We start from the raw sequence: 24,325 nt of genomic DNA, 5'->3' as shown, positions 1-24,325 counted from the left end.
TCGGTTTGGTTCCAGGCGAGCATGCACGGGCGGCTGATTGTTCGAGTTTTTGCCACCTACGCGCACGTCCGCGTTCACGGTTCAAGTGTGCGGTCCTGACGCGCGGTCCGGATTCGCGTCGGGCCGTGCTACTCGTCACGCCGGGCGTTTTCGGGCGCGTTTTCCGATCCGTCGCCCGGCACCTTGCCCGCGACTCTTGCCGCATCGTCGCGCGACGCAGTTTGCAGCGCGCGCAATTCGTCGACGGGGATGTGGCAGCGGATTCGATGCGCGGACGGCGCCGCCGCGTTGCTTTCGCCGGCATCGGCGAACGGCGGGTCCTGCTGCTCGCAGATCGCGCCGAGCTTGCGCGGGCAGCGTGTATGAAACACGCAGCCGGACGGCGGCGATGCCGCGCTCGGCAAATCGCCGGACAGGCGGATGCGGGTCGCGCCGCCTTGGCCATCGAGTGTCGGTACTGAGGACAGCAACGCTTCCGTATAAGGATGATGCGGTCCTTCGAACACGGCGGCCGCCGGTCCGATTTCCAGCAGTCTGCCCAGATACAACACCGCGATGCGATCCGACAGATAGCGCACGACGTGAAGATCGTGCGAGATGAAAACGTAACTCACGCCGCGCTCGCGTTGCAGATCGGCGAGCAGGTTCAGGATCGCGGCCTGCACGGAGACGTCGAGCGCGGAGGTCGGTTCGTCGCAGACCACCACGCGCGGTTCGCCGGCAAACGCGCGGGCAATCGCCACACGCTGTTTGAGCCCGCCGGACAATTGGCGCGTGCGTGAGCCGAGATAGCGCTCCGGCAAGCGCACGGCGGCCGTCAACGTGGCAAGCCGTTCGTCGATGGCCGGCCCGCGCAATGCGGTGAGCCGCGAGAGCGCGCGGCCGATCAGCCGTTTCACGGAATGCGCGCGATTGAGCGCGGAGTCCGGATTCTGAAAGACGATCTGCAGCGACTTGACCTGCTCGGCGTTGCGCCGCGTAACGCGCGCGGCGAGCGGTGCGCCGTCGAGTTCGAGCACGCCGCCCGCATCCGGCGTAAGCAGGCCGAGCATCAGCTTGGCGAGCGTCGTCTTGCCGCTGCCCGATTCGCCGACGAGGCCAAGCGTTTCGCCGCTGGCGAGATCGATCGAGACGTCGTCGACCGCGCGCAGGGGAGCGCCGGATACGTGAAATGTCTTCGAGAGTTTTTCTGCACGCAATACGGGAGCAGGGGACTTGCCGCCGATCGACGCACCATTGCGCTCGGGCAAAGCTTCCGCACTCGCACGCGGCAATTCGATCGCGCGTTCGTGGTAATGGCAGCGCGACATCTGATCGCCGCGCGCGGCACTCACGCGATACGGCGGCGGTGCTTCGCGGCGGCAGCGGTCGTCGGCGAGACGGCAGCGGTCCACGTAGATACAGCCCTGCGTGACCGAACCGGGCGAGGGCAGACTGCCCGCGATCGTGTCGAGCCGCTCGCTGTCCTTGCTGCGCCCGGCCGTGGGCAAACAGCGCAACAGTCCGACCGTATAGGGATGTCGCGGCCGCGTGAAGACATCTTGCGTCGCGCCCTCTTCGACCAGTTTGCCCGCGTAAAGCACGCCGACGCGTTCGCACATCCTCCCGATCACCGCGAGGTTGTGACTGATGAAGAGCACCGCCGTGCCGAGTTCTTTGCGCAACTGCGCGACGAGGTCGAGCACTTCCGCTTCGACGGTCGCATCGAGCCCGGTGGTCGGCTCGTCGAGAATCAGCAGCGCGGGGTTCGAGGCGAGCGCCATGGCGATCACCACGCGCTGTTGCATGCCGCCCGACAATTGATGCGGGTAACTCTCCATCACCCGCTCGGGCGCCGCGATGCGTACGCGCTGCAGCATCTCGTGCGTGCGCCGCAAGGCTTCGTCGCGCGCGATGCCGGCGGCTTCGAACGCTTCGGAGACTTGCCGTGCGATCGTCAGCGACGGGTTCAGCGCGCGCCCCGGATCCTGATAGACCATCGAGATCGCATTCGCGCGCATGTTGCGCAACGCGTCGGCGTTGAGCTTCTGCACGTCCTCGCCGGCAATGACGATCTTGCCGGCCTTCACCTTGCCGTTGCGCGGCAGATAGCGCAGCGCCGCCATCGCGACGGTCGACTTGCCGCAGCCGGACTCGCCGACCAGGCCATACGCTTCGCCGCGCCGCACGCGAAATGAAATGTCCTGCAGCACTTCGCGATCGCGTCCGCGTATCCGGTACGTGACCGTCAGTCCGACGACGGTCAGCGCATCCGTGCGGTCGCTCTTCGAGACGTCGAAGGCGGGGAACGAGGAGGGCGGCGGGCCGTTCATCGGTCGAGCACGCCTTGCACGCTGTCGGCGATCAGATTCACGCCGACCACGAGACTCGCAATCGCGCCGGCCGCGAACACGACGGTCCACCATGCGCCGCCCGCCATCAGCGTGTACGACTCGGAGAGCGCGAGGCCCCAATCGGCCGACGGCGGCTGAATGCCGAAGCCGAGAAACGATAGCGTGGCAACCGCGAAGATCGCGTAGCCGAGCCGCACCGTTGCTTCGACGATGATGGGCGGCAGCACGTTCGGCAGGATCTCGGCGAACATGATGTAGGGCGCGCGTTCGCCACGCAATTGCGCCGCGGCGACGTAGTCGAGATGGCGTTCGGCGAACACGGCGGCGCGCACGGTGCGCGCGGTGATCGGCGTGAACGTGATGCCGATCACGAGAATGACGGTGAAGTTCGACGCACCGACGGCCGCGAGGGCGAGCAGCGCGACGATCACGAGCGGCAGCGCGAGCACGGCGTCGATCGCGCGTCCGACCACGTTGTCCACCCAGCCTTCGAAGTAGCCGACGATCAAGCCCAGCGTGGTGCCCGCTATCGTGCCGAGCAAGGTGGCAAGCGGCGCGATGGTGAGAATGTCGCGCGCGCCCACGATCACGCGCGAGAACACGTCGCGCCCGAGCTGATCGGTGCCGAACCAATGCGTGCTGTCGGGCGGCGTTAGCGAATTGAGCGGATCGGATGCGTACGGGTCGATGCGCACGATCCATTGCCCGGCAATCGCGCAGACGATCCACCATGTGACGATCACCACGCCCACCACGAAGGTGGGCGAGCGCAGCAGCAGGCGCACCTGGTCGAAGCGCGGCTCGGCGGCAACACGTGGTGTCGGCGGAACGATGGTGCTCATTCCGCGCTCCTCACCCGCAGCCGCGGATTCAGCAGCACATGCAACGCGTCGGCGACGAGATTGGCGACGGTGTAGACCACGCCGATGGTCAGCACGCCTGCTTCGAGCATCGGAAAGTCCTTGGCCTTGGCGGCGTTGTAGATCAGCGAGCCGATACCCTGATAGTGGAACAGCGTCTCGACCACCACGAGGCCGCCGATCATATAACCGAGCTGTGTGGCAGCGACCGTGATGGTGGGCAGCAACGCGTTGCGCAACACATGCCGCCAGATCACGATATGACGCGGCAGGCCTTTGAGAATCGCGGTGCGCGTGTAGTCGGCATCGAGCGCCTCGACGGTGCCGGCGCGCGCCATTCTCGCGATATAACCGAAGAACACCAGCACGAGCGGCAGCACCGGCAGCACCAGGTGACGCAGTTGTTCGAGTGCGCTCGCTTCGGGCGGATACGACGCCTCGATCGGCAGCCAGCGCAGCCACACGCCGAACACGAGAATCAGCACGATCGACGAAACGAATTCGGGCACCACCGTCGCCGATAGTCCAGCAATGCTGATCGTGCGATCGAGCCAGCGCCCCGCGTGCATGGCCGACCAGACGCCGCCCGCAATGCCGAGCGGCACGACCACGATGAACGCCAGCAAGCCGAGCTTGGCGGAATGCGCGAGCGCCTCGGCGATAAACGGCCGCACCGGCTCGCGATACGCATAGGACAGCCCCATATCGCCGCGCACGAAATGCGAAATCCAGTCGATGTATTGCGTCATCAGCGGACGGTCGGCGCCGAGCTGATGATTGAGCGCGGCGACCGCGCGCGCATCGGCGAGGGGCCCGAGCACCGTGCGGCCGATATCGCCGGGCAGAAGCTGTCCGCCCGCGAACACGATCACCGACAGCAGCCATAGCGTGATCAGCGACAGGCCCACACGCGTCGCCAGAAAACGCAGGACGCGTCCCGCATTGCCGCTCGGCGCAGAGGAAGCGGAAGGGGTCACCGTGGTCGACATCGTGCTCTCCTGTCGCAAACGCGCCGGCGCTCAGGCATTCGACATCACGCGCTCAACACCGCGCGGTCGAAATAGAGCTGCGCGAGCGCGGTGAAGCGCACGCCGTTCACACCCTTGCGCATGGCGATCAGTTGATCGTAGAAGAACGGAATGATGATGGGCGTTTCATCGAGCAATAGCGTCTGGATCTGCCCGGAGATTTTCTTCTGCGAGCCGAGATCGATGGCGGCGACGAATTGCGCGACCAGTTGATCGTATTGCGGATTCTTGAAGTGCGCGGCGTTCCACGTGCCGGTGCTGGTGAGCGGCGCATTCAGGAACACGTTCGGCACGCCGCGATGACCGTAGTCGGTAATGCCGAGCGGCGAGTCGAGCCAATCCGATTTGCCCGGCGTGCCCGCGCCGTAATACAGCGACTGGCTCTCGACCTTCAGATTGATGCGCACGCCGATCGCCTTCGCCGCGTTCTGCACGACCACCGCGAGATCGGGAATCTCCATGTATTTCTCAGTGGTCAGCGTCACGTCGAAGCCGTTCGGCACGCCCGCTTGCGCAAGCAACTGCTTCGCCTTCGCGACGTCGATCTTGCGTTGCGGAACGCCCGCATCCGAGGACGGAAACACGGGCGCGAACGGACTGTCGTTGCCGAGTTGCGCGCGCCCTTTGAAGAGGCCACGCACCAGCACATCGCGATCGAGCGACAATGCCAGCGCCTGGCGCACGCGCTTGTCCTTGAACAACGGACTGTCGTTGCGCATATGAATCTGCCGATGCGCGCTCGACTTCACGCCGACGGCCTTGTAATCCGGATTATTCAGAATGCCGGCGCCGCCCTGCACGGTGAAGGTGCCCATCACATCGGCCTGATGGCCTTGCAGCGCGAGCAATTGCGCCTGTTCGTCGGCGTAGAAGGAGAACTGTACGCGTTGCGGTAACGCTTTGTCGCCCCAGTAATCCGGATTGCGCACGAACGACGCGCCCACTTTTGCCTGATACTTTTCGAGCTTGAACGGACCTGTGCCGATGAAGCTCTTTTCATAGCCGCCCGCGTAGTTGGCGGGCAGGATCACGGCGTTGTAATTGTCCGAGGAAACGTAATAGGGGAAGTTGCCGTTCGGCGCGTCCAGATGAAACGCGACCGTGTGGTCGTCGACCACTTTCGCGCCGCCTTTGGACAGCACACCCTTGAGCACGGACAGCGCCGCCGAGCCGCTTGCCGGATCGGCGAGGCGGTCGAAGGTGGCGACCACGTCTTTGGCGCTGAACGGTTGGCCGTCGTGGAACTTGACGTTCGGCCGCAGCTTGAAGGTCCACACGTTGCCCTTGTCGTTCGGTTTCCACGACAAGGCGAGCGCCGGCTTCAGCACGAGCTTTTCGCCGTCGTCGTCGATCAGGAATTCGCCGGTCTGGTTCAGCAGTGCAAGACTGGCGGCGTCCGTCACCGTGAGCGGATCGACCGCGCCCGCAGGCGTCAGGTGAGCCACGCGGATCGTCTGATTCGTTGCGCCGGCGGCGCCTTGCGCGCGAGCTTGCGGCGCATTCAGCACGCCGCCGCCGGCCAGCGACAAACCAATCACGCTGGCATAGCGCAGCAGATCGCGGCGCGTGATGCGGCCGGCGAGGAATTCGTCGATGGCGTGGTTGCCGTAGGCGTCGGCGGTGAGGCGGGCTGCGTCGAGTGCGAGAAATCGGTCCGCGGGAGTCTTCATCGATGGAGTGTCCAGTCCGTTCTGTTGCCGGTTCTGAAAGGCCGCGCAGGATGCGCGCGACAGGCGACGGTATTGCAATGACGAAAGCGACAGGGCGAAGCGGGTTCAGTGTAAGCGATTGCTCATGGATTCGGAGCGCCTGCGCCGCCTCCGGGTTCGCGTTTGGCGGATAAAAGGGCGGCTGTGTATCGTCATCACAACGTTCGGCGCGGTCGTGGCGCGAGGCATGTCCAAACGCCCGCCGCTGCGGCAGTGCAACGGCCAATGCCGCGAATGGAAACCTTACCGACCGCCGCGCGCGACAGGTGCTGGATTTACCGCGCGACCGCGTCCGGGCGCCGCCAGCGGTGGAACAGCACCGAGCCGATCCAGCACGCCATGAACATCGCGACGATGCCGTAGCCCAACGCGCCGAAGCGCTCGTTCACGCTGGCCACCGCTTCCCATATGCCGCCGTTCAAGCCGAGCTTGTCCGACAGCAGACCCAGCGCCTCGACGCCGCCGATCACGATCGCCACCACCGCCGAAACGAACGTGATGCTCGCGTTGTAGTAGAGCTTGCGCTTCGGGTCGTCCATGGCCCAGCCGTAGGCGTGGACCATCAGCACGTTGTCGGTCGAATCGACGAGTGTCATGCCGGCGGTGAAGAGCGCGGGGAACACGAGAATCGAATAGAGCGGCAAACCTTTGCCGGCTTCGGACGCGGCAATCGCCAGCAGACCGATCTCGGTCGCGGTATCGAAGCCGAGGCCGAACAGCACGCCGACGGGGTACATGTGCCAGCTTTTCGTCACGAGCCTGAAGAGCGGCCGCAGCGCGCGCGACAGCAGACCAGTGGGCGCGATCGAGTCCGGCGTTTGAGCGGGCAATTCGCCGCTGCGTTGGACTTGCCGGTAGCGGCGCCACACGTCGCGCAGAATCACGAGGTTGACGGCGGCCAGCACCAGCAGAAAGCTTGCGGACACGAGCGTGCCGATCGTCCCGCCGACAGCCTTGAACGTCTCGAAACGGCCATGCAGCGAATGCGCGGTCCACGCGATGCCGATCGTCGCGAGAATCACGATGGTCGAATGTCCCAGCGAAAACGACAGCCCGACGCCGAGCGGACGCTTGCCGGTTTGCATGAGCTTGCGCGTGACGGCGTCGATTGCCGCGATGTGATCGGCGTCGACCGCATGACGCAAGCCGAAGCCATACGCGAGCAGCGCGGTGCCGAGCAGCAGCGGGTAATGGCGAAACGCGATCAATGCCCACGCCCACGCGCCGAGATTGGCGGCGATCAGCACGGCGTACAGCGTGAAGAGGCGTGGGCGCAGGGAAGCGGTCGGCGTCATGAGTCGCGTGGGCAAGAGTTAGTGATCGTGCGGATGCTTGTGAATCGGATCGACCCAGAACACCGTTTCGGGCTGTTCCACCGCGTCGATGTTCAGATTGACCACCACTGCTTCGTTGTCGCTGCGCACCAGCACGCATTCGAGCGGCTCGTCCGTGCTCGCGTTGATTTCCTGGTGCGGCACATACGGCGGCACGAAGATGAAATCGCCGGGGCCGGCTTCCGCGGTGAACTCCAGATGCTCGCCCCAGCGCATGCGGGCCTGGCCGCGTACCACGTAGATCACGCTTTCGAGCGCGCCGTGATGATGCGCACCGGTCTTCGCATTCGGATGGATTGTCACGGTGCCGGCCCAGATCTTCTGTGCGCCGACGCGCGCCGCGTTGATCGCGGCGGCGCGATTCATGCCCGGCGTCTGCGCCGTGTTGCTATCGAGTTGATCGCCTTTGATGACCTTCACGCCGTGCTCGCGCCAATCGACCGGTCCAGCGGGTGGCGCGTCCTTGTAATGCGGGTGTTCGTGATCCTGGCTCATGATGTGTCTCCTCGAGGGCAAGAGTCCCGGCGTTCGGCACGGCGCCGTCTGGCATTTTTGCATGTTCAAAAACGTGCGTGTGAAGAAGCCCTGTGTGCGGCGCAGCGGACAAAAAAAAGCCCGTCCGCAGGGGACGGGCTTCGAGCCGCTGGCGTGTGCTGCCTTCGGCTTGATGGTGGCTCGCGCTTACTTGTGCTTCGCGTTGATCACGGCTTCAGCGACGTTGTTCGGCGTTTCCGCGTAATGCTTGAACTCCATCGTATAGGTCGCGCGGCCCTGAGTCGCGGAACGCAGCGACGTGGAGTAGCCGAACATCTCCGCGAGCGGCACTTCGGCGCGCACCAGCTTGCCGCCGCCGCCGGCAATGTCTTCCATGCCTTGCACGAGGCCGCGACGGCTCGACAGGTCGCCCATCACGTTGCCCATGAAGTCTTCCGGCGTTTCCACTTCGACAGCCATCATCGGTTCGAGCAGCACCGGCTTGGCTTTGCGCATCGCTTCCTTGAAGGCCATCGAGCCGGCCATGCGGAACGCGTTTTCGTTCGAGTCGACATCGTGGTAGGAACCGAAGGTTAGCGTCACCTTCACGTCGACCACCGGATAGCCGGCCAGCACGCCGGCCTTCAGCGTTTCCACGATGCCTTTGTCGACTGCCGGAATATATTCGCGCGGAATCACGCCGCCCTTGATCGCGTCGACGAATTCGTAACCCTTGCCCTGCGGCGCCGGCTCCAGCGTGATTACCGCGTGACCGTACTGACCGCGGCCGCCCGACTGCTTGACGAATTTGCCTTCGACATCTTCGACCTTGTTGCGCACCGTCTCGCGATACGCGACCTGCGGCTTGCCGACGGTCGCCTCCACGCCGAACTCGCGCTTCATGCGATCGACCAGAATTTCCAGGTGCAACTCGCCCATGCCCGAGATGATGGTCTGGCCGGATTCTTCATCCGTCTGCACGCGGAACGACGGATCTTCCTGGGCAAGACGGTTCAGCGCAATGCCCATCTTTTCCTGGTCGACCTTGGTCTTCGGCTCGACAGCCTGCGAGATCACCGGCTCAGGGAAGATCATGCGTTCGAGGATGATCACGTTGTTCGGATCGCACAACGTGTCGCCCGTGGTCGCTTCTTTCAGGCCGACGGCCGCGGCGATGTCGCCCGCGTAGACTTCCTTGATTTCCTTGCGCTCGTTTGCGTGCATCTGCAAGATCCGGCCAAGGCGTTCCTTCTTTTCCTTGACGGCGTTGTAGACCGTGTCGCCCGAATTCACCACGCCGGAATAGACGCGGAAGAAGATCAACTGGCCCACGAACGGGTCGGTCATGATCTTGAAGGCAAGCGCCGAGAAGGGATCGGTGTCGGTCGGATGACGCTCGATTTCCTTGTCGTATTCGTCGTGACCGGTAATGGCGGGCACGTCGACCGGCGAGGGCAGATAGTCGATCACCGCGTCGAGCATGGCCTGCACGCCCTTGTTCTTGAACGCGCTGCCGCACAGCATCGGCACGATTTCGTTGGCGATGCAGCGCGCGCGAATGCCGTACTTGATTTCCTCTTCGGTCAGGGTCTCGCCACCGAGGTATTTGTCGAGCAGTTCCTCATTCGCTTCCGCCGCGGCCTCGACCATCTTGTCGTGCCATTCCTTCGCGGTCGCCGCGAGTTCCGCCGGAATATCGCGGTACTCGAACTTGATGCCCTGGTTCTCTTCGTCCCAGAAAATCGCCTTCATCTTGACGAGGTCGACCACGCCCTGGAAGTGTTCTTCCGCGCCGATCGGAATCTGGATGGGCACCGCGACGCCCTTCAGGCGATCGCCGATCTGCCGCTGCACGCGGAAGAAGTCCGCGCCCACGCGGTCCATCTTGTTGACGAACGCGATGCGCGGCACCTTGTACTTGTTCGCCTGGCGCCACACGGTTTCCGACTGCGGCTGCACGCCGCCGACCGAGTCGTACACCATGCACGCGCCGTCGAGCACGCGCATGGAGCGCTCCACTTCGATCGTGAAGTCGACGTGTCCGGGGGTGTCGATGATGTTGATCCGGTGTTCCGGATAGTTGCCGGCCATGCCCTTCCAGAAAGCGGTGGTGGCCGCCGACGTGATGGTGATGCCGCGCTCCTGCTCCTGTTCCATCCAGTCCATCGTTGCCGCACCGTCGTGAACCTCGCCGATCTTGTGGGTCACGCCGGTGTAGAACAGGATGCGTTCAGTGGTGGTGGTTTTGCCGGCATCGATGTGAGCGCTGATGCCGATATTCCGGTAGCGCTCGATGGGAGTCTTGCGGGGCACGTGAACCTCCTTGGAATGGCGCGCCTGAAACGCTTGCCGGGCGGCAGTCTGTACCGCCCGGGGAGCCTTGGGTGCTGCTTTACTAAGACTACTAGGATAGCGCGTCGGCCCGTCTTTTGCAGGAAACTTGCCAGCCGGACGCGAAGGCGTGCCGGCAAGACTTCGGCTGGCGGCGCCGCGCGCCTGGTCGCGCCACAAGGCGAGCGGATGTCGCGCCGGCCGATGCCGCGGCGCGGAAAAGAAAAAAGCCGGCGCCTCGAAACGAGGCACCGGCTCCTGGAGAGCGGTGGGCCGAAGCGCGGCGCTTTGGCGCGGCCGGCGCGGGTGTTATTGCGCTGCGGGCAAGCCCTGAATCTTCATTCCCGGTTTGATGCCTTTCGCCGTGAACCAGCCTTTGCTCATCTCCAACGCATACACGCCGTTGTTCTTCGGGCAGTGATTATTGGTGGTCTCGGCTTGCATTTCGTCGATGTCGGTGACCGTGCCGTCGGCGCGGATGAACGCGATCGACAGCGGGATCAGCGTGTTCTTCATCCAGAAGCAATGCACGGCGTTTTCGCCGAAGACGAACAGCATGCCTTCATTCGGCGCGAGGCTCGTGCGATACATGAGGCCTTGCTCGCGGTCCGCGTCGTTCGCGGCGACGGCGGCGTCGATCACGAACATGCCCGCCGTCAGTTTCGCACGGGGAAATTCGCTGGGCTGTTTGGCGCCGGCCGGCATCTGCTGCGCATGCGCAGGAGCGGCAGTGGAAGCAACGAACGACAACGCGGCGAACGGCAGCGCAACGGCAACAGCGAAACGCGCAATCAACGAGCGCATGGGAAATCGCACGGCATGACTCCTTGCTGGAAATTAACCCGCGAATGTTACGCGAGCGCGTCAAAAACAAAAAGGCAGATCGCCTTGCGGTGATCTGCCTTTCAACGCCGTAAGAACGGCAATGAAGCTAGTTCTTGACTGCGTTTTTACAACAAACTTACTCCGAAGCGCCCGAAGCTGCAGCAGCTGCTGCTGCCTTCTTGTGCGACTTCTTGTGAGCGTGCTTCGTGGTCTTCTTTGCCGACGAAGCTGCTGCCATCGGAGCTGCCGAAGCTGCTGCCGGTGCCGAAGCTTGTGCGAATGCTGCCGTTGCGAAGAGACCAGCGACCAGAGCGGCGATCAGTTTGTTCATTTTGTGAATCCTCAGCTTTAGTTAATTAACCAAATGACCCGGTTATATGTAGAGTCATGTCGGTAAACGTGCCATCCACCTTTCGGTTGACATCCGCATCGACAAATTTTTCGACACGTCTGCTTTAGCGCTCAGACTGCCCGCACCTACCGCAAAAGCGGCTTGCACAAAGGCCCTTAAGGCTGAATGCCGGATAGCTTTAGGCGGCATCTGCGTCGAATAACGCCTGAGCTCGCGCACCGGTTGACGTGAATTTTATGGAAAAGTTATATGCGCTTGCGTTAGTGCAAACGACAGACTGCGGCGTACCCGCGCATGCCATTGTTTCACGCGCTCTTTTGTTTGCCGATACAACGAGTTAGCTTATTTTCCGCAGCGTGGAATGCAGGCGTGTTGCGGATTCGATCATCAGCCGGCGCGCCTGTGCGGATGATCAGGCGATGCCTTCCCACGGCGCCTTCGGTGGCAATTCGACGCTCTCGCCCGGTTGCAGCCCCAGCGAAAAAATGTCGAGCGCGCCGATGCCGACGCGTACCAAGCGAAGCGTCGGGAACCCCACGGCGGCCGTCATGCGACGGACCTGGCGGTTCTTGCCTTCGGTGATGGATAGCTCGATCCAGGTGGTCGGTATCGCGGCGCGAAAACGGATCGGCGGTGTGCGTGTCCAGAGCGCGTCGGTCGGCTCGACATAGTCGGCGCGGCAGGGGCGCGTCACATAGTCGCCGAGATCGACACCGCGTGCGAGCTTTTTCAGCGTGGCCGCGTCGACAGCGCCTTCCACTTGCGCCCAGTAACGTTTGACAAGCTTGTGACGCGGCTCGGCAATGCGCGCTTGCAATGCGCCGTCGTCGGTGAGAAGCAGCAGGCCTTCGCTGTCGGAATCGAGCCGGCCCGCGGGATACACGTTGGGCACTTTGACCCAGTCGGCCAGCGAAGCGCGCGTCTCGTGCGGCGAGAACTGACAGATGGTGCCGAACGGTTTGTTCAGAGCGAGAAGGGGCATAGGAAAAAAATAAGAATGGCGTAGAGAGGCTTGCGCCGCCACAGCGCCAGGAGGCGCCGGGCCGACCGTAAATGGCGGGATAATAAAGCATCATGCGCGACTGAATACTCGGCATCTTATATAAGACATAAGACTCGCGCTTTGCCGTTTCGCATTCGTCCATGTTGGAAAACCCCGAGCCGTTGCCGCCTCGGAGCGACCGCCGCGTGGGCTAGAATAGCGGCCAGGCCGCTTGCAGTCGTCCGGCATTGCGCGTAGCGAGGAGCGCCCCATTTCGCAGTCTCCCCACCAGCTTTCAGCACAGCCTTCACTGGAGTCCGATCATGCCGTATCAGCACATCAAGGTTCCGACCGGTGGTGACAAGATCACCGTCAACGCCGATTTTTCGCTCAACGTGTCGGATCAGCCGATCATTCCGTATATCGAAGGCGACGGCACCGGCCTCGACATCACGCCGGTCATGATCAAGGTCGTGGACGCCGCGGTTGAAAAAGCGTACGCGGGCAAGAAGAAAATCCACTGGATGGAAATCTACGCCGGCGAGAAATCGACCAAGGTGTATGGCCCGGACGTGTGGCTGCCGGAAGAGACGCTGCAGGTGCTCAAGGAATACGTCGTGTCGATCAAGGGCCCGCTCACCACGCCGGTCGGCGGCGGCATCCGTTCGCTGAACGTCGCGCTGCGCCAGGAGCTGGACCTGTACGTGTGTCTGCGTCCGGTGCAGTATTTCAAGGGCGTGCCTTCGCCGGTGCGTGAGCCCGAAAAGACCAACATGGTGATCTTCCGCGAAAACTCGGAAGACATCTACGCCGGTATCGAATGGCCGGCCGAATCCGAGCAGGCGAAGAAGGTCATCAAGTTCCTGCGCGAAGAGATGGGCGTGAAGAAGATCCGCTTCCCGGATACGACGGGGATCGGCATCAAGCCGGTGTCGCGTGAAGGCACGGAGCGTCTGGTGCGCAAGGCGATCCAGTACGCGATCGACAACGAACGCCGCTCGGTCACGCTGGTGCACAAGGGCAACATCATGAAGTTCACCGAAGGCGCGTTCCGCGACTACGGTTATGCGCTGGCGCAAAAAGAGTTCGCAGCGGAACTGATCGACGGCGGCCCGTGGATGAAGATCAAGAATCCGAAGACCGGTGGCGACATCGTCCTGAAAGACGTGATCGCCGACGCGTTCCTGCAGCAGATCCTGCTGCGTCCGGCGGAATACGACGTGATCGCCACGCTTAACCTGAATGGCGACTATGTATCGGATGCGTTGGCCGCGCAGGTCGGCGGTATCGGTATCGCGCCGGGCGCGAACATGTCGGATTCGGTCGCGATGTTCGAAGCCACGCACGGCACGGCACCGAAGTACGCGGGCAAGGACTACGTGAACCCGGGTTCGGAAATTCTCTCGGCGGAAATGATGCTGCGCCATCTCGGCTGGACCGAGGCGGCGGACCTGATCATCAAATCGATGGAAAAATCGATTTTGCAAAAACGCGTTACGTACGACTTCGCACGCTTGATGGAAGGCGCGACGCAGGTATCGTGTTCGGGCTTTGGCCAGGTGCTGATCGAGAATTTGTGAAGCGGTTCGCGCTGGACTAGTTAGTTCGTCTTTGCAACCCCGGCGCCGTGAGGCGGCCGGGGTTGTTTGCTTTTTGCCCGCGGGATCGCGAGTTCGAACGCATCGCGATGCCGCGAAAAAACGCGCTATAGCTTCGCCGGCGCGGCAGTGACGCGCGTGATCGGCATTGCGAACCGTTATTGAGATGCCGGCCGTACGGCGTCGGTTAAGTTACGCCGCAGCGAGCGCCCGCTCGCCCGGCGCGAGGGTCGCGCAACTTTGTCCGAGCCTCGGCCGCGTCACTGCATGCAAACACAATAACGATGAATACGAACCTCACACCCATCGTCGCGAATGTCTACGTCGCCACGCCGAGCTATGGCGCGGTCGTCACCACCGGCTACGCGCTCGGACTTCTGGATCTGCACGATCTGGCGCAGCAATACGGCTTTGGCGTGCGCGTGAACTTCAACAGTTTCGACAGTCTCATCACACGTGCCCGCAACACCATGGTCGCGGAGTTTCTCGCCGATGATCGCTTCACGCATCTCATGTGGATCGACAGTGATATCGGTTTCAAGGGCGACGATGTCGTCCGCCTTCTGCGGGCGAACCGGCCGGTCGTGGCCGGCGTCTATCCGATGAAGAGCGACGGCTGGCCCGCCGCGGGTCTCGCGCAGCCGCTGCCGGCCGGTTCGACGCGCGCGGACTTCCGGATGATGCACGCGTCGTATCCGGCCGTGGCGCGCTCCGACACGCTCGAACCGGACGCGGACGGCTTCCTCGACGCGCTCGATGCGCCGACCGGTTTCATGCTGATCCGACGCGAAGTGTTTCTTGCGCTGATCGAGGCGTATCCCGAACTGCATTGCCGCTCGCGCATTGTCGGCCGCCCGGAATTCGACGCCGGCAAGGCGGCGGACTTTTTCTATGCGTTTTTCGACACCGGTATCGATCCCGAGACGCGGGCGTACCTTTCCGAAGACTATTGGTTCTGCCGACTGGTGGCGAGCATCGGCATCACGCCGGCGATCGACGCCCGTTCGAACCTGACACACCAGGGAATCGCAGTGTACGAAGGCGATGTCGCCCGCAGCCTGGAAGCGCAGCGCGCGATGATGCGCCGTATCGCCGCATAGGGTGTCGCGTCGGCGCTGCTTGCCTAGGAAGCCCGGCGCAGAAAAAACGGCGAAGGGCTGTTATCGCAAGCGCGGAAGCGTGCAATGAACGAGCCTCTACCCGATATATGGGACGCACGTTCAGTCAGCACGACTAGAGACTGACGCCAAAAAAAAGAAACCCGGCACGAAGCCGGGTTTCAAAGGACGGGTATCGACCAGTATCAGGCGGGTGCCTGGATGTTCGATGCCTGTTTGCCTTTCGGGCCTTGCACGACCTCGAAGGTCACCTTTTGGCCTTCCTTCAGGGTCTTGAACCCATTCATCTGGATGGCCGAGAAGTGTGCAAACAGATCCTCACCACCTTCGTCAGGCGTGATGAATCCGAAACCTTTTGCGTCATTGAACCATTTGACCGTACCAGTTGCCATTCCAACTTCCCCTGTAACTCATGTCACTACCACGAGCCCTCGAAAAGCTCGACGACCGCGCGATGCAGCCGCTCCCTCCTCACAAGCTCACCATCGGCATTTTTTCGAAATTATGGCGCAGTGAAAAAAGTGCCAGCTTGATTGTTGAGGCTCTTTATTCGGGTGTCAAGAAAATTTTGAGACGGAGTCGCGGCGTTGCAAACAGGCCATTTCCAGGGTTTTTCCCGCTTTCGTTATGTGCGGTTGCGCAAGCGGGGCGTCTTGAAAAGTCGCATAATCGACTCACATGCTGTTCTGCGGCGCGTACCGCTCAAGTTGAGGCCGGGCGAGCCGTCAGCCAGTTAAGGCAGGTTGTGCGATACTCGATCCGACTGCGGTGCAACACGACCGCAAGGCATCACAGGATAGGGGCCGGCTCCGCAATCGGCTCGTCGATTTAACGCACGCAATGGCGGGGTCTCTCCCATCAGGCGATAGCGAACGGGCTCACCGGCCGGTCGGCCGGGTTTTGACAGGATTGCGGGCCTGTCCTAGTTGTTTAGAATGGGTGTATGGCGATTATCCCGGACAAGCAGGACGGCACCGTACTGGAGCGGCAGGAGAAAAAGCTCAAGCCGCCATCCATGTACAAGGTGGTGCTGCTGAATGACGACTTCACGCCAATGGAATTTGTCGTGATGGTCGTGCAGGAATATTTCAATAAAGATCGTGAAACCGCAACACAGGTAATGTTGAAGGTGCATCGCGAGGGCAGGGGAGTTTGTGGGGTCTATACGCGGGACATCGCGTCGACCAAAGTCGAGCAAGTCGTTACCCACGCACGGCAGGCCGGGCATCCGCTGCAGTGTGTGATGGAGGAAGCATGATTGCCCAGGAACTGGAAGTCAGCCTGCACATGGCGTTCATGGAAGCACGCCAGGCGCGGCACGAGTTCATAACGGTCGAACACCTTTTGCTGGCCCTGTTGGACAATCCAACCGCGGCGGAGGTGTTGCGTGCATGCGCGGCCAATATCGAGGATCTGCGCCAGAACCTGCGCAACTTCATTCATGACAACACGCCAACCGTGCCCGGCACGGACGACGTCGACACGCAGCCCACGCTGGGTTTCCAGCGTGTGATCCAGCGCGCGATCATGCATGTGCAGTCCACCTCGAATGGCAAGAAGGAAGTGACCGGCGCGAACGTGCTGGTGGCGATCTTCGGCGAGAAGGATTCGCACGCGGTGTACTACCTGCAACAGCAGGGCGTGACGCGTCTGGACGTGGTGAATTTCATCTCGCACGGCATCGCCAAGACGAGCAGCACGGACGCCGCGAAAGCGAGCGACGCGAATGCCGAGTCCGACGAAGCCGCCGCGCAGAAGGAAACCCCGCTTGCGCAGTTCACGCAGAACCTGAACCAGATGGCGAAAGACGGCCGCATCGATCCGCTGATCGGACGCGAGTCGGAAGTCGAGCGCGTGGTCCAGGTGCTGTGCCGCCGCCGCAAGAACAATCCGCTGCTAGTCGGTGAGGCGGGCGTCGGCAAGACGGCGATCGCCGAAGGCCTCGCGTGGCGCATTACGCGCGGCGAAGTGCCGGACATTCTCGCGGATGCCCAGGTGTATTCGCTCGACATGGGCGCGCTGCTCGCCGGCACCAAGTATCGCGGCGACTTCGAACAGCGTCTGAAGACGGTCCTCAAGGAATTGAAGGAACGTCCGCACGCGATCCTGTTCATCGACGAAATTCATACGTTGATCGGCGCAGGCGCTGCGTCGGGCGGCACGCTGGACGCGTCGAACCTGCTCAAACCGGCGTTGTCGTCGGGTACGTTGAAGTGCATCGGCGCGACTACGTTCACGGAATATCGCGGCATCTTCGAAAAAGACGCGGCCTTGTCGCGCCGTTTCCAGAAGGTCGACGTGACCGAGCCGACCGTCGAACAGACGGTGGCGATCCTGCGCGGCCTGAAGTCGCGGTTCGAAGAGCATCACGGCGTGAAGTATTCGTCGGGCGCGCTGTCGGCGGCGGCTGAATTGTCGGCACGCTTCATCACGGATCGTCATCTGCCGGACAAGGCGATCGACGTGATCGACGAAGCGGGCGCGGCGCAACGCATCCTGCCGAAGTCGAAGCAGAAGAAGACCATCGGCAAGAACGAGATCGAGGAAATCATCTCGAAGATCGCTCGCGTCCCGCCGCAAAGCGTGTCGCAAGACGATCGCAGCAAGCTGCAAACGCTGGATCGCGATCTGAAGAGCGTGGTGTTCGGGCAGGATCCGGCCATCGACGCGCTGTCGGCCGCGATCAAGATGGCGCGCGCGGGCCTCGGCAAGCTGGACAAGCCGATCGGCGCGTTCCTGTTCTCCGGCCCTACTGGCGTCGGCAAGACGGAAGTGGCCAAGCAACTGGCGTTCACGCTGGGTATCGAGCTGATCCGCTTCGACATGTCGGAGTACATGGAACGTCATGCGGTCAGCCGGTTGATCGGCGCGCCGCCGGGCTATGTCGGTTTCGACCAGGGCGGTCTGCTGACCGAAGCTGTCACGAAGAAGCCGCATTGCGTGCTGTTGCTCGACGAAATCGAGAAGGCGCATCCGGACATCTACAACGTGCTGCTGCAGGTCATGGACCACGGCACGCTAACGGACAACAACGGTCGCAAGGCGGATTTCCGCAACGTCATCATCATCATGACGACGAACGCGGGCGCCGAGGCGATGGGCAAGTCGGTGATCGGTTTCACGAACCGTCGGGAAACCGGCGACGAAATGGTCGACATCAAGCGCATGTTCACGCCTGAGTTCCGCAACCGTCTGGACGCAACGATCAGCTTCCGTTCGCTCGATGAAGAAATCATCATGCGCGTGGTCGACAAGTTCCTGATGCAACTGGAAGATCAGTTGCACGAGAAAAAGGTCGATGCGCTCTTCACCGACGCGCTGCGCAAGCATCTCGCCAAACACGGCTTCGATCCGCTGATGGGCGCGCGGCCGATGCAGCGTCTGATCCAGGACACGATCCGTCGTGCACTGGCCGACGAGCTGTTGTTCGGCAAGCTGATGAACGGCGGCCGCGTGACGGTCGACGTGGATGCCGAAGACAAGGTGCAGTTGACCTTCGACGAACATCCGGCGCCGCGCAATCCGAATCCGGAAGCAGTGGAAGTCGAGTAAACTTACGAGGTAGTACTGATAAAAAACGGCGTGGACAAGGTCCACGCCGTTTTTTTTGAGCCGCGTTATTGATCGAACGTGATCGGCTGGTTCATGTAGGCATTCAGTTTCTGTCTTGCCCACGGCTCCGGATTACCGATTGCGGAAACGATGCCGGTCGTCGCGCCACCCCCGAGCAGCACGCTGAAGATACCTCGCAACGGGAAGTCGCCGTACAGAGGGTTCGAAATGTCGAATGGTTCGGAGCGGATGAACATGTCCTCGGCGGTGGCCCCCATGTATTGCTGGAACGCCTCCGGAAATTGCAACGCGAGAATGGTGGGATGCACGTTCTCGTAATTGGAGCCGATCGCAGGATCGCCCAGCAGGCAACTGCCGCCCGTCCCCCAGTGTTGGGAGTCGAAATCCGTCGCGACCGGATCGGTCGTGTTCGGAATGCGGCTCGCGGGCATCTGCCATGGCATCACCGGCAATTTAAGCGCGCGGCTGACTGCCTTGCAGAAATCGAAGTAGCGGTCCCATTCGCGAGGGCCGTAGCAGTAGCCATTCACATAGGCGCGCTGCGTGAAGTCGTCGGCTTCGTACCGGTCGATCGCCAGGAAGTCGGGCTCGTAGGGCGCATCGTAGACGCCGAGGCTCGTCACATAGTCCGCGGTTTGTTGCGCCTTCTGAGCCGGATCGATGCCGTCGTCGTAGATCCATTCCGAGTAGCCGACACCCCACAGATTGATCTGCCAGCCGAACGTCACGCTGGGCGCGACCGTGCGCGTCAGCCAGTTCACCGCGAGCACGTAGCCGGCTATGTTCTCGGCGATGTCGTCGGGAATGGCCGCCTTGATCGACCAATGGTCGAGTGCTTGCTGTAACGGCTCGCGCACCGGCATCGGGTAGGTCGCCCCGAAGTTGGCTTGCTGGCAAGCGCCGAGAAGTTCAGGGTTCACGATAAAACCCGCAGGGACCGGGTGGTCGCTGTCGATGGCCTCCGTCGCGATGTTGAGCGCCAGAATGTAGTTGGAAAAACTGTGCGCGTGAGCGTCGGCATTGGCGAGGATGGTGGGCGTGTCGCCGAGCGACAGATTGCAGGTGTACGACACCATGACGGGCAAGACCGGCTGAGTATTTCCCAGTTGGAGCTCGACGTTGCGCGCGAGCGTGATGGTCGCTCGGGTTTGCGGATCGTCGGTCAGGTAGACGGACGAATCGCCGGCGCGTCGGTGCCGGCGTAGTCGAAGACCGAGGTCGCGCGGGCCGCGGCGAAGTCCGCCTGATTGGACGGCGTCAGGTCCGCACAGCCGCCGAAGCACAGGTAGGCCGGAAAGCCGCGCACACTGAGATTCGCCGATGCCTCGATCGTCACGTCGAGTGCGGCGCTGCCGCTGCCTGGCACGCTCAAGCTTGACGGCGTCTCGACTGCGTAGACGACGCCGGCGGAGAGGAAGTCGTCGGCCACTACGGTGTAGTCCCACGGTTGAACGAGGGCCGAGAAAGCGGTCTGTTGCGATGTTGCCGTGACGTTCTGCAGATAGTTCATGCTGCCGCCAATCAGACGCAACGGGAGCTGGCGGTCGACTGGATGGTCGACGGTGACATTGATCGCCACTCGGGTATATCCCGTGGTGTCGACGTTTTCTGTCTGCACCATGGAATTGTCGATGGTTATGGTCTGCAGTGCGTTCGTCAGCGTGACAAGCGGTACGTTGAACGAATAGTCGACATTGTCGAGTGCGATGTTCTCAATCGACACCCGCGCCGTGCCCGATGGCGGTAGCTTGCGCAGGGACGTGACGTGGTTGGTCGTGGTGGTGAACACGGCCAGCGTTTCGCCTGTCGCGCTGTCGGTCAATGTGACATTGAGTGTTTCGGTCGATAACCCTGATAGCGATCCAACCGAGATATCAAGCGCGCAGTAGTATTCGACGGGAGCGAACGTGACCCCGAGCGTGGTTGTTGCGCCAGCCACGACGTCGATCGTGTTGCGGTCGATTACAAGCGGCACAATGACCGTTTGATCGCTTGTGCTGACACTGTCGCCCGTCACCGCGTAGGTCCCTTGATCCACGGTGATGCTGGCCGTGGCGCCATAATCGAGCGGCATCGTGACGACTGCGCTGCCTCGCGTGAGTGTGAGGGCGGGCGCAATGCCGGCGAGCGCCGGATCCGGCGCGGGCGCGCAAGTTGCGGACACCGTTCCGGTGATAGCCGGCGCCTGGTCGGCGGCGAACACGAATGAATCGAGCCAGGTCTGCGAGTCGGTCAAGAGGTCACCGTCCACGCCGATCGTAATCTGATCGGCCCGCTGCATCGTATAGCTGGTTGTGTATTGGATCGTGGCCGTTACGTCGAAGGTGCCGTCGCCAATTTGCGTGGTGTCTGCCGTGATGTCGCCGGTCACCCACGTGCTAAACGACGGCTGGATTGCCGTGGCGTCCAGATTGGCCGGCGAGCGAAAGTTGAACTCGAGGAACTGATTGACGGTGACCGCGCTACCGTCTTCATAACGCAGGTTGGAAACGACGATCGTGCCATACCATTCGTTCGCGCCCGACCCAACGATTGCATCATATTCGATCTTCATACAAGCTCCGTTCAACGTAGGCCGGCGAACACCGAGCGCCCGCGTGGGCTAAAAAAGTGCTATCCGGACAGTGGCTTATCAGTGATGCGCTCAATTTAATACGTATGCCTAAATAAAAATCTTGATATAAGAATGTGATTTCGGTCTTTAACCTCCTGGGGTTTGCGTGGATAAGGTGGGAAAGCCGACGGTAAGACGGCCGCCGGATGCAGATTGATTAGTTAAGCAGATTAAGTCGTTTGTCTTGTGACTGATTTATAGGTGGCGCGTGACCCTGTCCAAATGGGACAAGTCCGAATTTAATCTGCCGCTCGCGAAAGGCGCGAGGGATATGGGAAGGGTAGAAGGAAGCCGTGCTGATTGAAGCTCATCCAGCACGGCCTCAGGCAAACATGACGGGCTTAGTGCTTGCCTGTGCTGCCGAAGCCGCCGGCGCCGCGTTCGCTGGTTTCAAAATCGTCGACGATATTGAACTCCGCTTGCACGACCGGCACGATCACCAGTTGCGCAAGACGTTCCATCGGATTCAACACGAACGTGGTCTCGCCACGGTTCCACGTCGAAATCATCAGTTGACCCTGGTAATCCGAATCGATCAGGCCGACCAGATTGCCCAGCACGATCCCGTGCTTATGCCCCAGGCCCGAACGCGGCAGAATCAACGCGGCATAGCCCGAGTCGCCGACGTGAATCGCCAGACCCGTCGGCACCAAAGCAGTCTCGCCGGGTTTCAGCGTCAACGGTTCGTCGAGGCACGCGCGCAGGTCGAGGCCCGCGCTGCCGGTGGTGGCGTAAGCCGGGAGCTGATCGCGCATGCGCGCGTCGAGGATCTTCAGGTCGAGTTTCATGCAGGTTCGAAGGTTAAGTGGTGGAGGCCGGGCGTTCAAGCTGGAACGCTTCGGCGAGAAGTTCATAGGAGCGCAACCGGGCGCGGTAGCTGCCCGCGACGGTGAGCACGATCAGCTCGTCGGCGTCGAACTGTTCCTGCAACGAGTGCAAGCGCTCGGTGACCGTTTCCGGCGTGCCGATGATACTGCGCGGCTTCTCACGATCAATCACCAGACGCTCGCGCTCACCGTATTCCTGCGCGACGCCCTGTTCGATCGTCGGGATCGGTTCGTTCAGGCCGTAGGCCATTTGCACGCGGCGCAGATCGACGGCTTTTTCCAGATCGGCTGCTTCCTGTTCGCTGTCAGCGCAAATCACGAACACCGCGGCTGCCAGATACGGTTGCTGTATGCCTTGGCCGGCCCTGAAGCGTTCGCGATACGCATGCGCGACCTGATGGCCGAAATGCGGGTTGATGAAGTGCGCGAACGCGAAGGGAATGCCGAGTTGCGCCGCCAGCAAGCCGCCGAATTCGCTCGACCCGAGCATCCACACTTGCGGACGCGTATCGACTTGCGGCTGCAGCAGCACGCCGCTCGCAATGTGATCGGCGGGCAAGGTGCCGTGCATCAGGCCGAGCAGATCGGCCACCTGCTGCGGAAAAATATCGCCGCGATTGTAGTCACCGGCAGCGACCGCTTGCGCGGTGCGCATGTCGCCGCCCGGCGCGCGTCCCACGCCCAGATCGATGCGATTGGGGAACAGCGCTTCGAGCATCATGAATTGCTCGGCGACCTTGAACGGGCTGTAGTACGGCAGCATCACGCCGCCGGAGCCGAGTCGGATATGTCGAGTCACACTGCCGAGGCGCGCCAGCATGACCTCAGGGCAGGGGTTCGACACGCCGCGCAAGCCGTGATGCTCGGCACACCAGTAGCGCGTGTAGCCGAGATCGTCGGCGAGTTGTGCGAGTTCGACCGTGGCGGCGATCGCGTCCGCCACCGAGTGCCCGGATATCACGGGCGTTTGATCGAGTACGGAGAGTCGCGTCATGTCAGTGCCGCTCCAGATGATTCCATTCGCCAACGCGACTCGCGGCGACCGCATTCAAGCGGCCGCCGGAATCGCTCAGCGAATCAGACTTGTGTCGGGCAGACGCTTCGCGATCTCCGCGATCAGCGCGCGCGCGAGCGTCTGCTTGTCGGCGCGTGGCAGCTTCGTCGCGCCGCCTGCTTCGAACAGGATCACCTCGTTGTCGTCGAGGCCGAAAGTCAGCGGGCCGAGATTGCCGATCAGAAGCGGCACGTTTTTACGCAGGCGCTTTTCTTCGCCGTGCACTTCCAGATCGCCGCTTTCCGCGGCGAAACCGACCGCGAACGGTGGATGCGGCAGCTTTGCCACCGAGGCCAGAATGTCCGGATTTTCAACGAAGGAAAACGTGGGCAGCGCGCGATCCGCAGTCTTCTTGATCTTGTGCTCGCTGGCGTGATCGACGCGCCAATCGGCTACCGCGGCCACGCCGATGAAAATGTCCGCGTCCGCGACCGAGCGCATCACCGCGTCATGCATCTGCTGCGCGGTTTGCACGTCGTGGCGGAACACGCCCCACGGCGTTTCGAGCGCGACGGGGCCGGCGATCAGATGCACCTCGGCGCCGGCCTGTTGCGCGGCGCGTGCCAGCGCGAAGCCCATCTTGCCGCTGGAGCGGTTGGTGATGCCGCGTACCGGGTCGAGCGGTTCGAACGTCGGCCCGGCGGTCAGTAGCACGCGCTTGCCGGCGAGGATTTTCGGCGCGAAGAAGGAGGCGATCGCTTCGTAAGTGGCCGCGGCCTCGAGCATGCGGCCGTCGCCCACTTCGCCGCACGCCTGCGGGCCGGAATCGGGTCCGAGCACTTCGATGCCGTCCGCGCGCAATTGGGCGACGTTGCGTTGCGTGGCCGGGTTCTGCCACATTTGCCGGTTCATGGCCGGCACCACCAGCAGCGGACAATCGCGGGCGACACACAAGGTGGACAGCAAATCGTCGGCCATGCCGTGCGCGAGTTTGGCGAGGAAGTCGGTCGAGGCGGGCGCGATCACGATCGCATCCGCTTCACGCGACAGATCGATGTGCGCCATGTTGTTCGGCACGCGTCCGTCCCACTGGCTCGTGTAGACCGGACGGCCCGAGAGCGCCTGCATGGTGACGGGGGTGATGAACTGCGTGGCCGCTTCGGTCATGACGACCTGCACGGTCGCGCCGGCCTTGGTCAAAAGACGCGTGAGTTCGGCAATCTTGTAGCAGGCAATGCCGCCCGTCATGCCGAGGACGAGGTGTTTTCCTGCGAGTTCTGCGGTTGCCAACGAAAGCCTCCGACAAAGCGTGGTGGCGGACGGCGAGGCGTTGCGTCCCCGCCGCCGCGTCTTTCAAAGCGTACTTGCGTGCA

The 24,325-nt window shown here is 62.3% G+C and carries 20 protein-coding genes; 4 read left to right on the top strand and 16 right to left on the bottom strand.

Going from position 1 to position 24,325, the window contains the following annotated elements; genetic code table 11:
• Positions 1-128 precede the first annotated feature (128 nt).
• The 10 genes from B0G73_RS22290 to B0G73_RS22245 all read right to left on the bottom strand — a co-directional run bounded on the left by B0G73_RS22290 (position 129) and on the right by B0G73_RS22245 (position 12,228).
• A complete protein-coding gene (locus B0G73_RS22290; RefSeq protein WP_106283433.1) occupies positions 129-2,312 on the bottom strand; it encodes an ABC transporter ATP-binding protein in 2,184 nt (727 codons plus the stop codon).
• Complete coding sequence (locus B0G73_RS22285) at positions 2,309-3,175, bottom strand: ABC transporter permease (protein ID WP_106283432.1); 867 nt, start codon at positions 3,173-3,175, stop codon at positions 2,309-2,311. The genes B0G73_RS22290 and B0G73_RS22285 overlap by 4 nt, the downstream gene beginning before the upstream one ends.
• Entirely contained in the window at positions 3,172-4,182 is a 1,011-nt protein-coding gene (locus B0G73_RS22280; protein WP_106283431.1) for an ABC transporter permease, read from the bottom strand. Before B0G73_RS22280 ends, B0G73_RS22285 begins: the two co-directional genes overlap by 4 nt.
• A gap of 44 nt (positions 4,183-4,226) precedes the next feature.
• The gene (locus B0G73_RS22275) at positions 4,227-5,891 is read right to left on the bottom strand and encodes an ABC transporter substrate-binding protein (RefSeq protein ID WP_106283430.1); all 1,665 of its coding nucleotides are present in this window, start codon (positions 5,889-5,891) and stop codon (positions 4,227-4,229) included.
• A 314-nt stretch (positions 5,892-6,205) separates the two neighbouring features.
• The gene (locus B0G73_RS22270) at positions 6,206-7,225 is read right to left on the bottom strand and encodes a HoxN/HupN/NixA family nickel/cobalt transporter (RefSeq protein WP_106283429.1); all 1,020 of its coding nucleotides are present in this window, start codon (positions 7,223-7,225) and stop codon (positions 6,206-6,208) included.
• Between the two features lie 18 nt (positions 7,226-7,243).
• Positions 7,244-7,759, bottom strand: a complete 516-nt coding sequence (locus B0G73_RS22265; RefSeq protein ID WP_106283428.1) for a cupin domain-containing protein — start codon at positions 7,757-7,759, stop codon at positions 7,244-7,246.
• A gap of 186 nt (positions 7,760-7,945) precedes the next feature.
• Positions 7,946-10,051: an elongation factor G gene (fusA, locus tag B0G73_RS22260; RefSeq protein WP_106283427.1), complete on the bottom strand. Its 2,106-nt coding sequence runs from the start codon at positions 10,049-10,051 to the stop codon at positions 7,946-7,948.
• 327 nt (positions 10,052-10,378) lie between these two features.
• Positions 10,379-10,885, bottom strand: coding sequence for a DUF192 domain-containing protein (locus tag B0G73_RS22255; RefSeq protein WP_106283426.1), 507 nt, complete (start codon positions 10,883-10,885; stop codon positions 10,379-10,381).
• Positions 10,886-11,030: 145 nt separating this feature from the next.
• Positions 11,031-11,225 carry a hypothetical protein gene (locus tag B0G73_RS22250; RefSeq protein ID WP_041758551.1) on the bottom strand — a complete coding sequence of 65 codons (195 nt, stop codon included), beginning with the start codon at positions 11,223-11,225 and terminating at the stop codon, positions 11,031-11,033.
• Positions 11,226-11,658: 433 nt separating this feature from the next.
• Positions 11,659-12,228: a pseudouridine synthase gene (locus B0G73_RS22245; RefSeq protein ID WP_106283425.1), complete on the bottom strand. Its 570-nt coding sequence runs from the start codon at positions 12,226-12,228 to the stop codon at positions 11,659-11,661.
• 323 nt (positions 12,229-12,551) lie between these two features.
• Between B0G73_RS22245 and icd the strand changes: the two genes are divergently transcribed.
• Both icd and B0G73_RS22235 read left to right on the top strand, forming a co-directional pair.
• Positions 12,552-13,808 (top strand): NADP-dependent isocitrate dehydrogenase, encoded by a 1,257-nt coding sequence (icd, locus tag B0G73_RS22240; protein ID WP_106283424.1) that lies wholly within the window; start codon positions 12,552-12,554, stop codon positions 13,806-13,808.
• Between the two features lie 302 nt (positions 13,809-14,110).
• Complete coding sequence (locus tag B0G73_RS22235) at positions 14,111-14,926, top strand: hypothetical protein (RefSeq protein ID WP_106283423.1); 816 nt, start codon at positions 14,111-14,113, stop codon at positions 14,924-14,926.
• A 203-nt stretch (positions 14,927-15,129) separates the two neighbouring features.
• Here the strand turns inward: B0G73_RS22235 and B0G73_RS22230 are convergent, their stop codons facing one another.
• Positions 15,130-15,336: a cold-shock protein gene (locus B0G73_RS22230; RefSeq protein ID WP_007180614.1), complete on the bottom strand. Its 207-nt coding sequence runs from the start codon at positions 15,334-15,336 to the stop codon at positions 15,130-15,132.
• A gap of 551 nt (positions 15,337-15,887) precedes the next feature.
• Between B0G73_RS22230 and clpS the strand changes: the two genes are divergently transcribed.
• Both clpS and clpA read left to right on the top strand, forming a co-directional pair.
• Complete coding sequence (gene clpS / locus B0G73_RS22225) at positions 15,888-16,202, top strand: ATP-dependent Clp protease adapter ClpS (RefSeq protein ID WP_012434130.1); 315 nt, start codon at positions 15,888-15,890, stop codon at positions 16,200-16,202.
• Positions 16,199-18,496 carry an ATP-dependent Clp protease ATP-binding subunit ClpA gene (gene clpA, locus B0G73_RS22220; protein ID WP_074765373.1) on the top strand — a complete coding sequence of 766 codons (2,298 nt, stop codon included), beginning with the start codon at positions 16,199-16,201 and terminating at the stop codon, positions 18,494-18,496. Before clpS ends, clpA begins: the two co-directional genes overlap by 4 nt.
• 65 nt (positions 18,497-18,561) lie before the next feature.
• On the opposite strand, the gene B0G73_RS41385 is transcribed toward clpA, so the two are convergent.
• The 5 genes from B0G73_RS41385 to coaBC all read right to left on the bottom strand — a co-directional run bounded on the left by B0G73_RS41385 (position 18,562) and on the right by coaBC (position 24,242).
• On the bottom strand, positions 18,562-19,593 hold the full coding sequence (locus B0G73_RS41385; RefSeq protein ID WP_258193413.1) for a hypothetical protein: 1,032 nt from the start codon (positions 19,591-19,593) through the stop codon (positions 18,562-18,564).
• Between the two features lie 86 nt (positions 19,594-19,679).
• Positions 19,680-21,071: a hypothetical protein gene (locus tag B0G73_RS41380; RefSeq protein WP_258193412.1), complete on the bottom strand. Its 1,392-nt coding sequence runs from the start codon at positions 21,069-21,071 to the stop codon at positions 19,680-19,682.
• A gap of 401 nt (positions 21,072-21,472) precedes the next feature.
• Positions 21,473-21,919, bottom strand: coding sequence for a dUTP diphosphatase (dut, locus tag B0G73_RS22210; protein ID WP_106283422.1), 447 nt, complete (start codon positions 21,917-21,919; stop codon positions 21,473-21,475).
• A 13-nt stretch (positions 21,920-21,932) separates the two neighbouring features.
• Positions 21,933-22,952 carry an LLM class flavin-dependent oxidoreductase gene (locus B0G73_RS22205; RefSeq protein WP_106283421.1) on the bottom strand — a complete coding sequence of 340 codons (1,020 nt, stop codon included), beginning with the start codon at positions 22,950-22,952 and terminating at the stop codon, positions 21,933-21,935.
• A 75-nt stretch (positions 22,953-23,027) separates the two neighbouring features.
• Entirely contained in the window at positions 23,028-24,242 is a 1,215-nt protein-coding gene (gene coaBC, locus B0G73_RS22200) for a bifunctional phosphopantothenoylcysteine decarboxylase/phosphopantothenate--cysteine ligase CoaBC (protein ID WP_106283420.1), read from the bottom strand.
• Positions 24,243-24,325 lie beyond the last annotated feature (83 nt).

It is taken from the genome of Paraburkholderia sp. BL25I1N1, assembly GCF_003002025.1.
Classification (GTDB): Bacteria; Pseudomonadota; Gammaproteobacteria; order Burkholderiales; family Burkholderiaceae; genus Paraburkholderia.
Note: the sequence above shows the minus strand (reverse complement) of the source record. Positions and strands in the feature narration are given on the sequence as shown.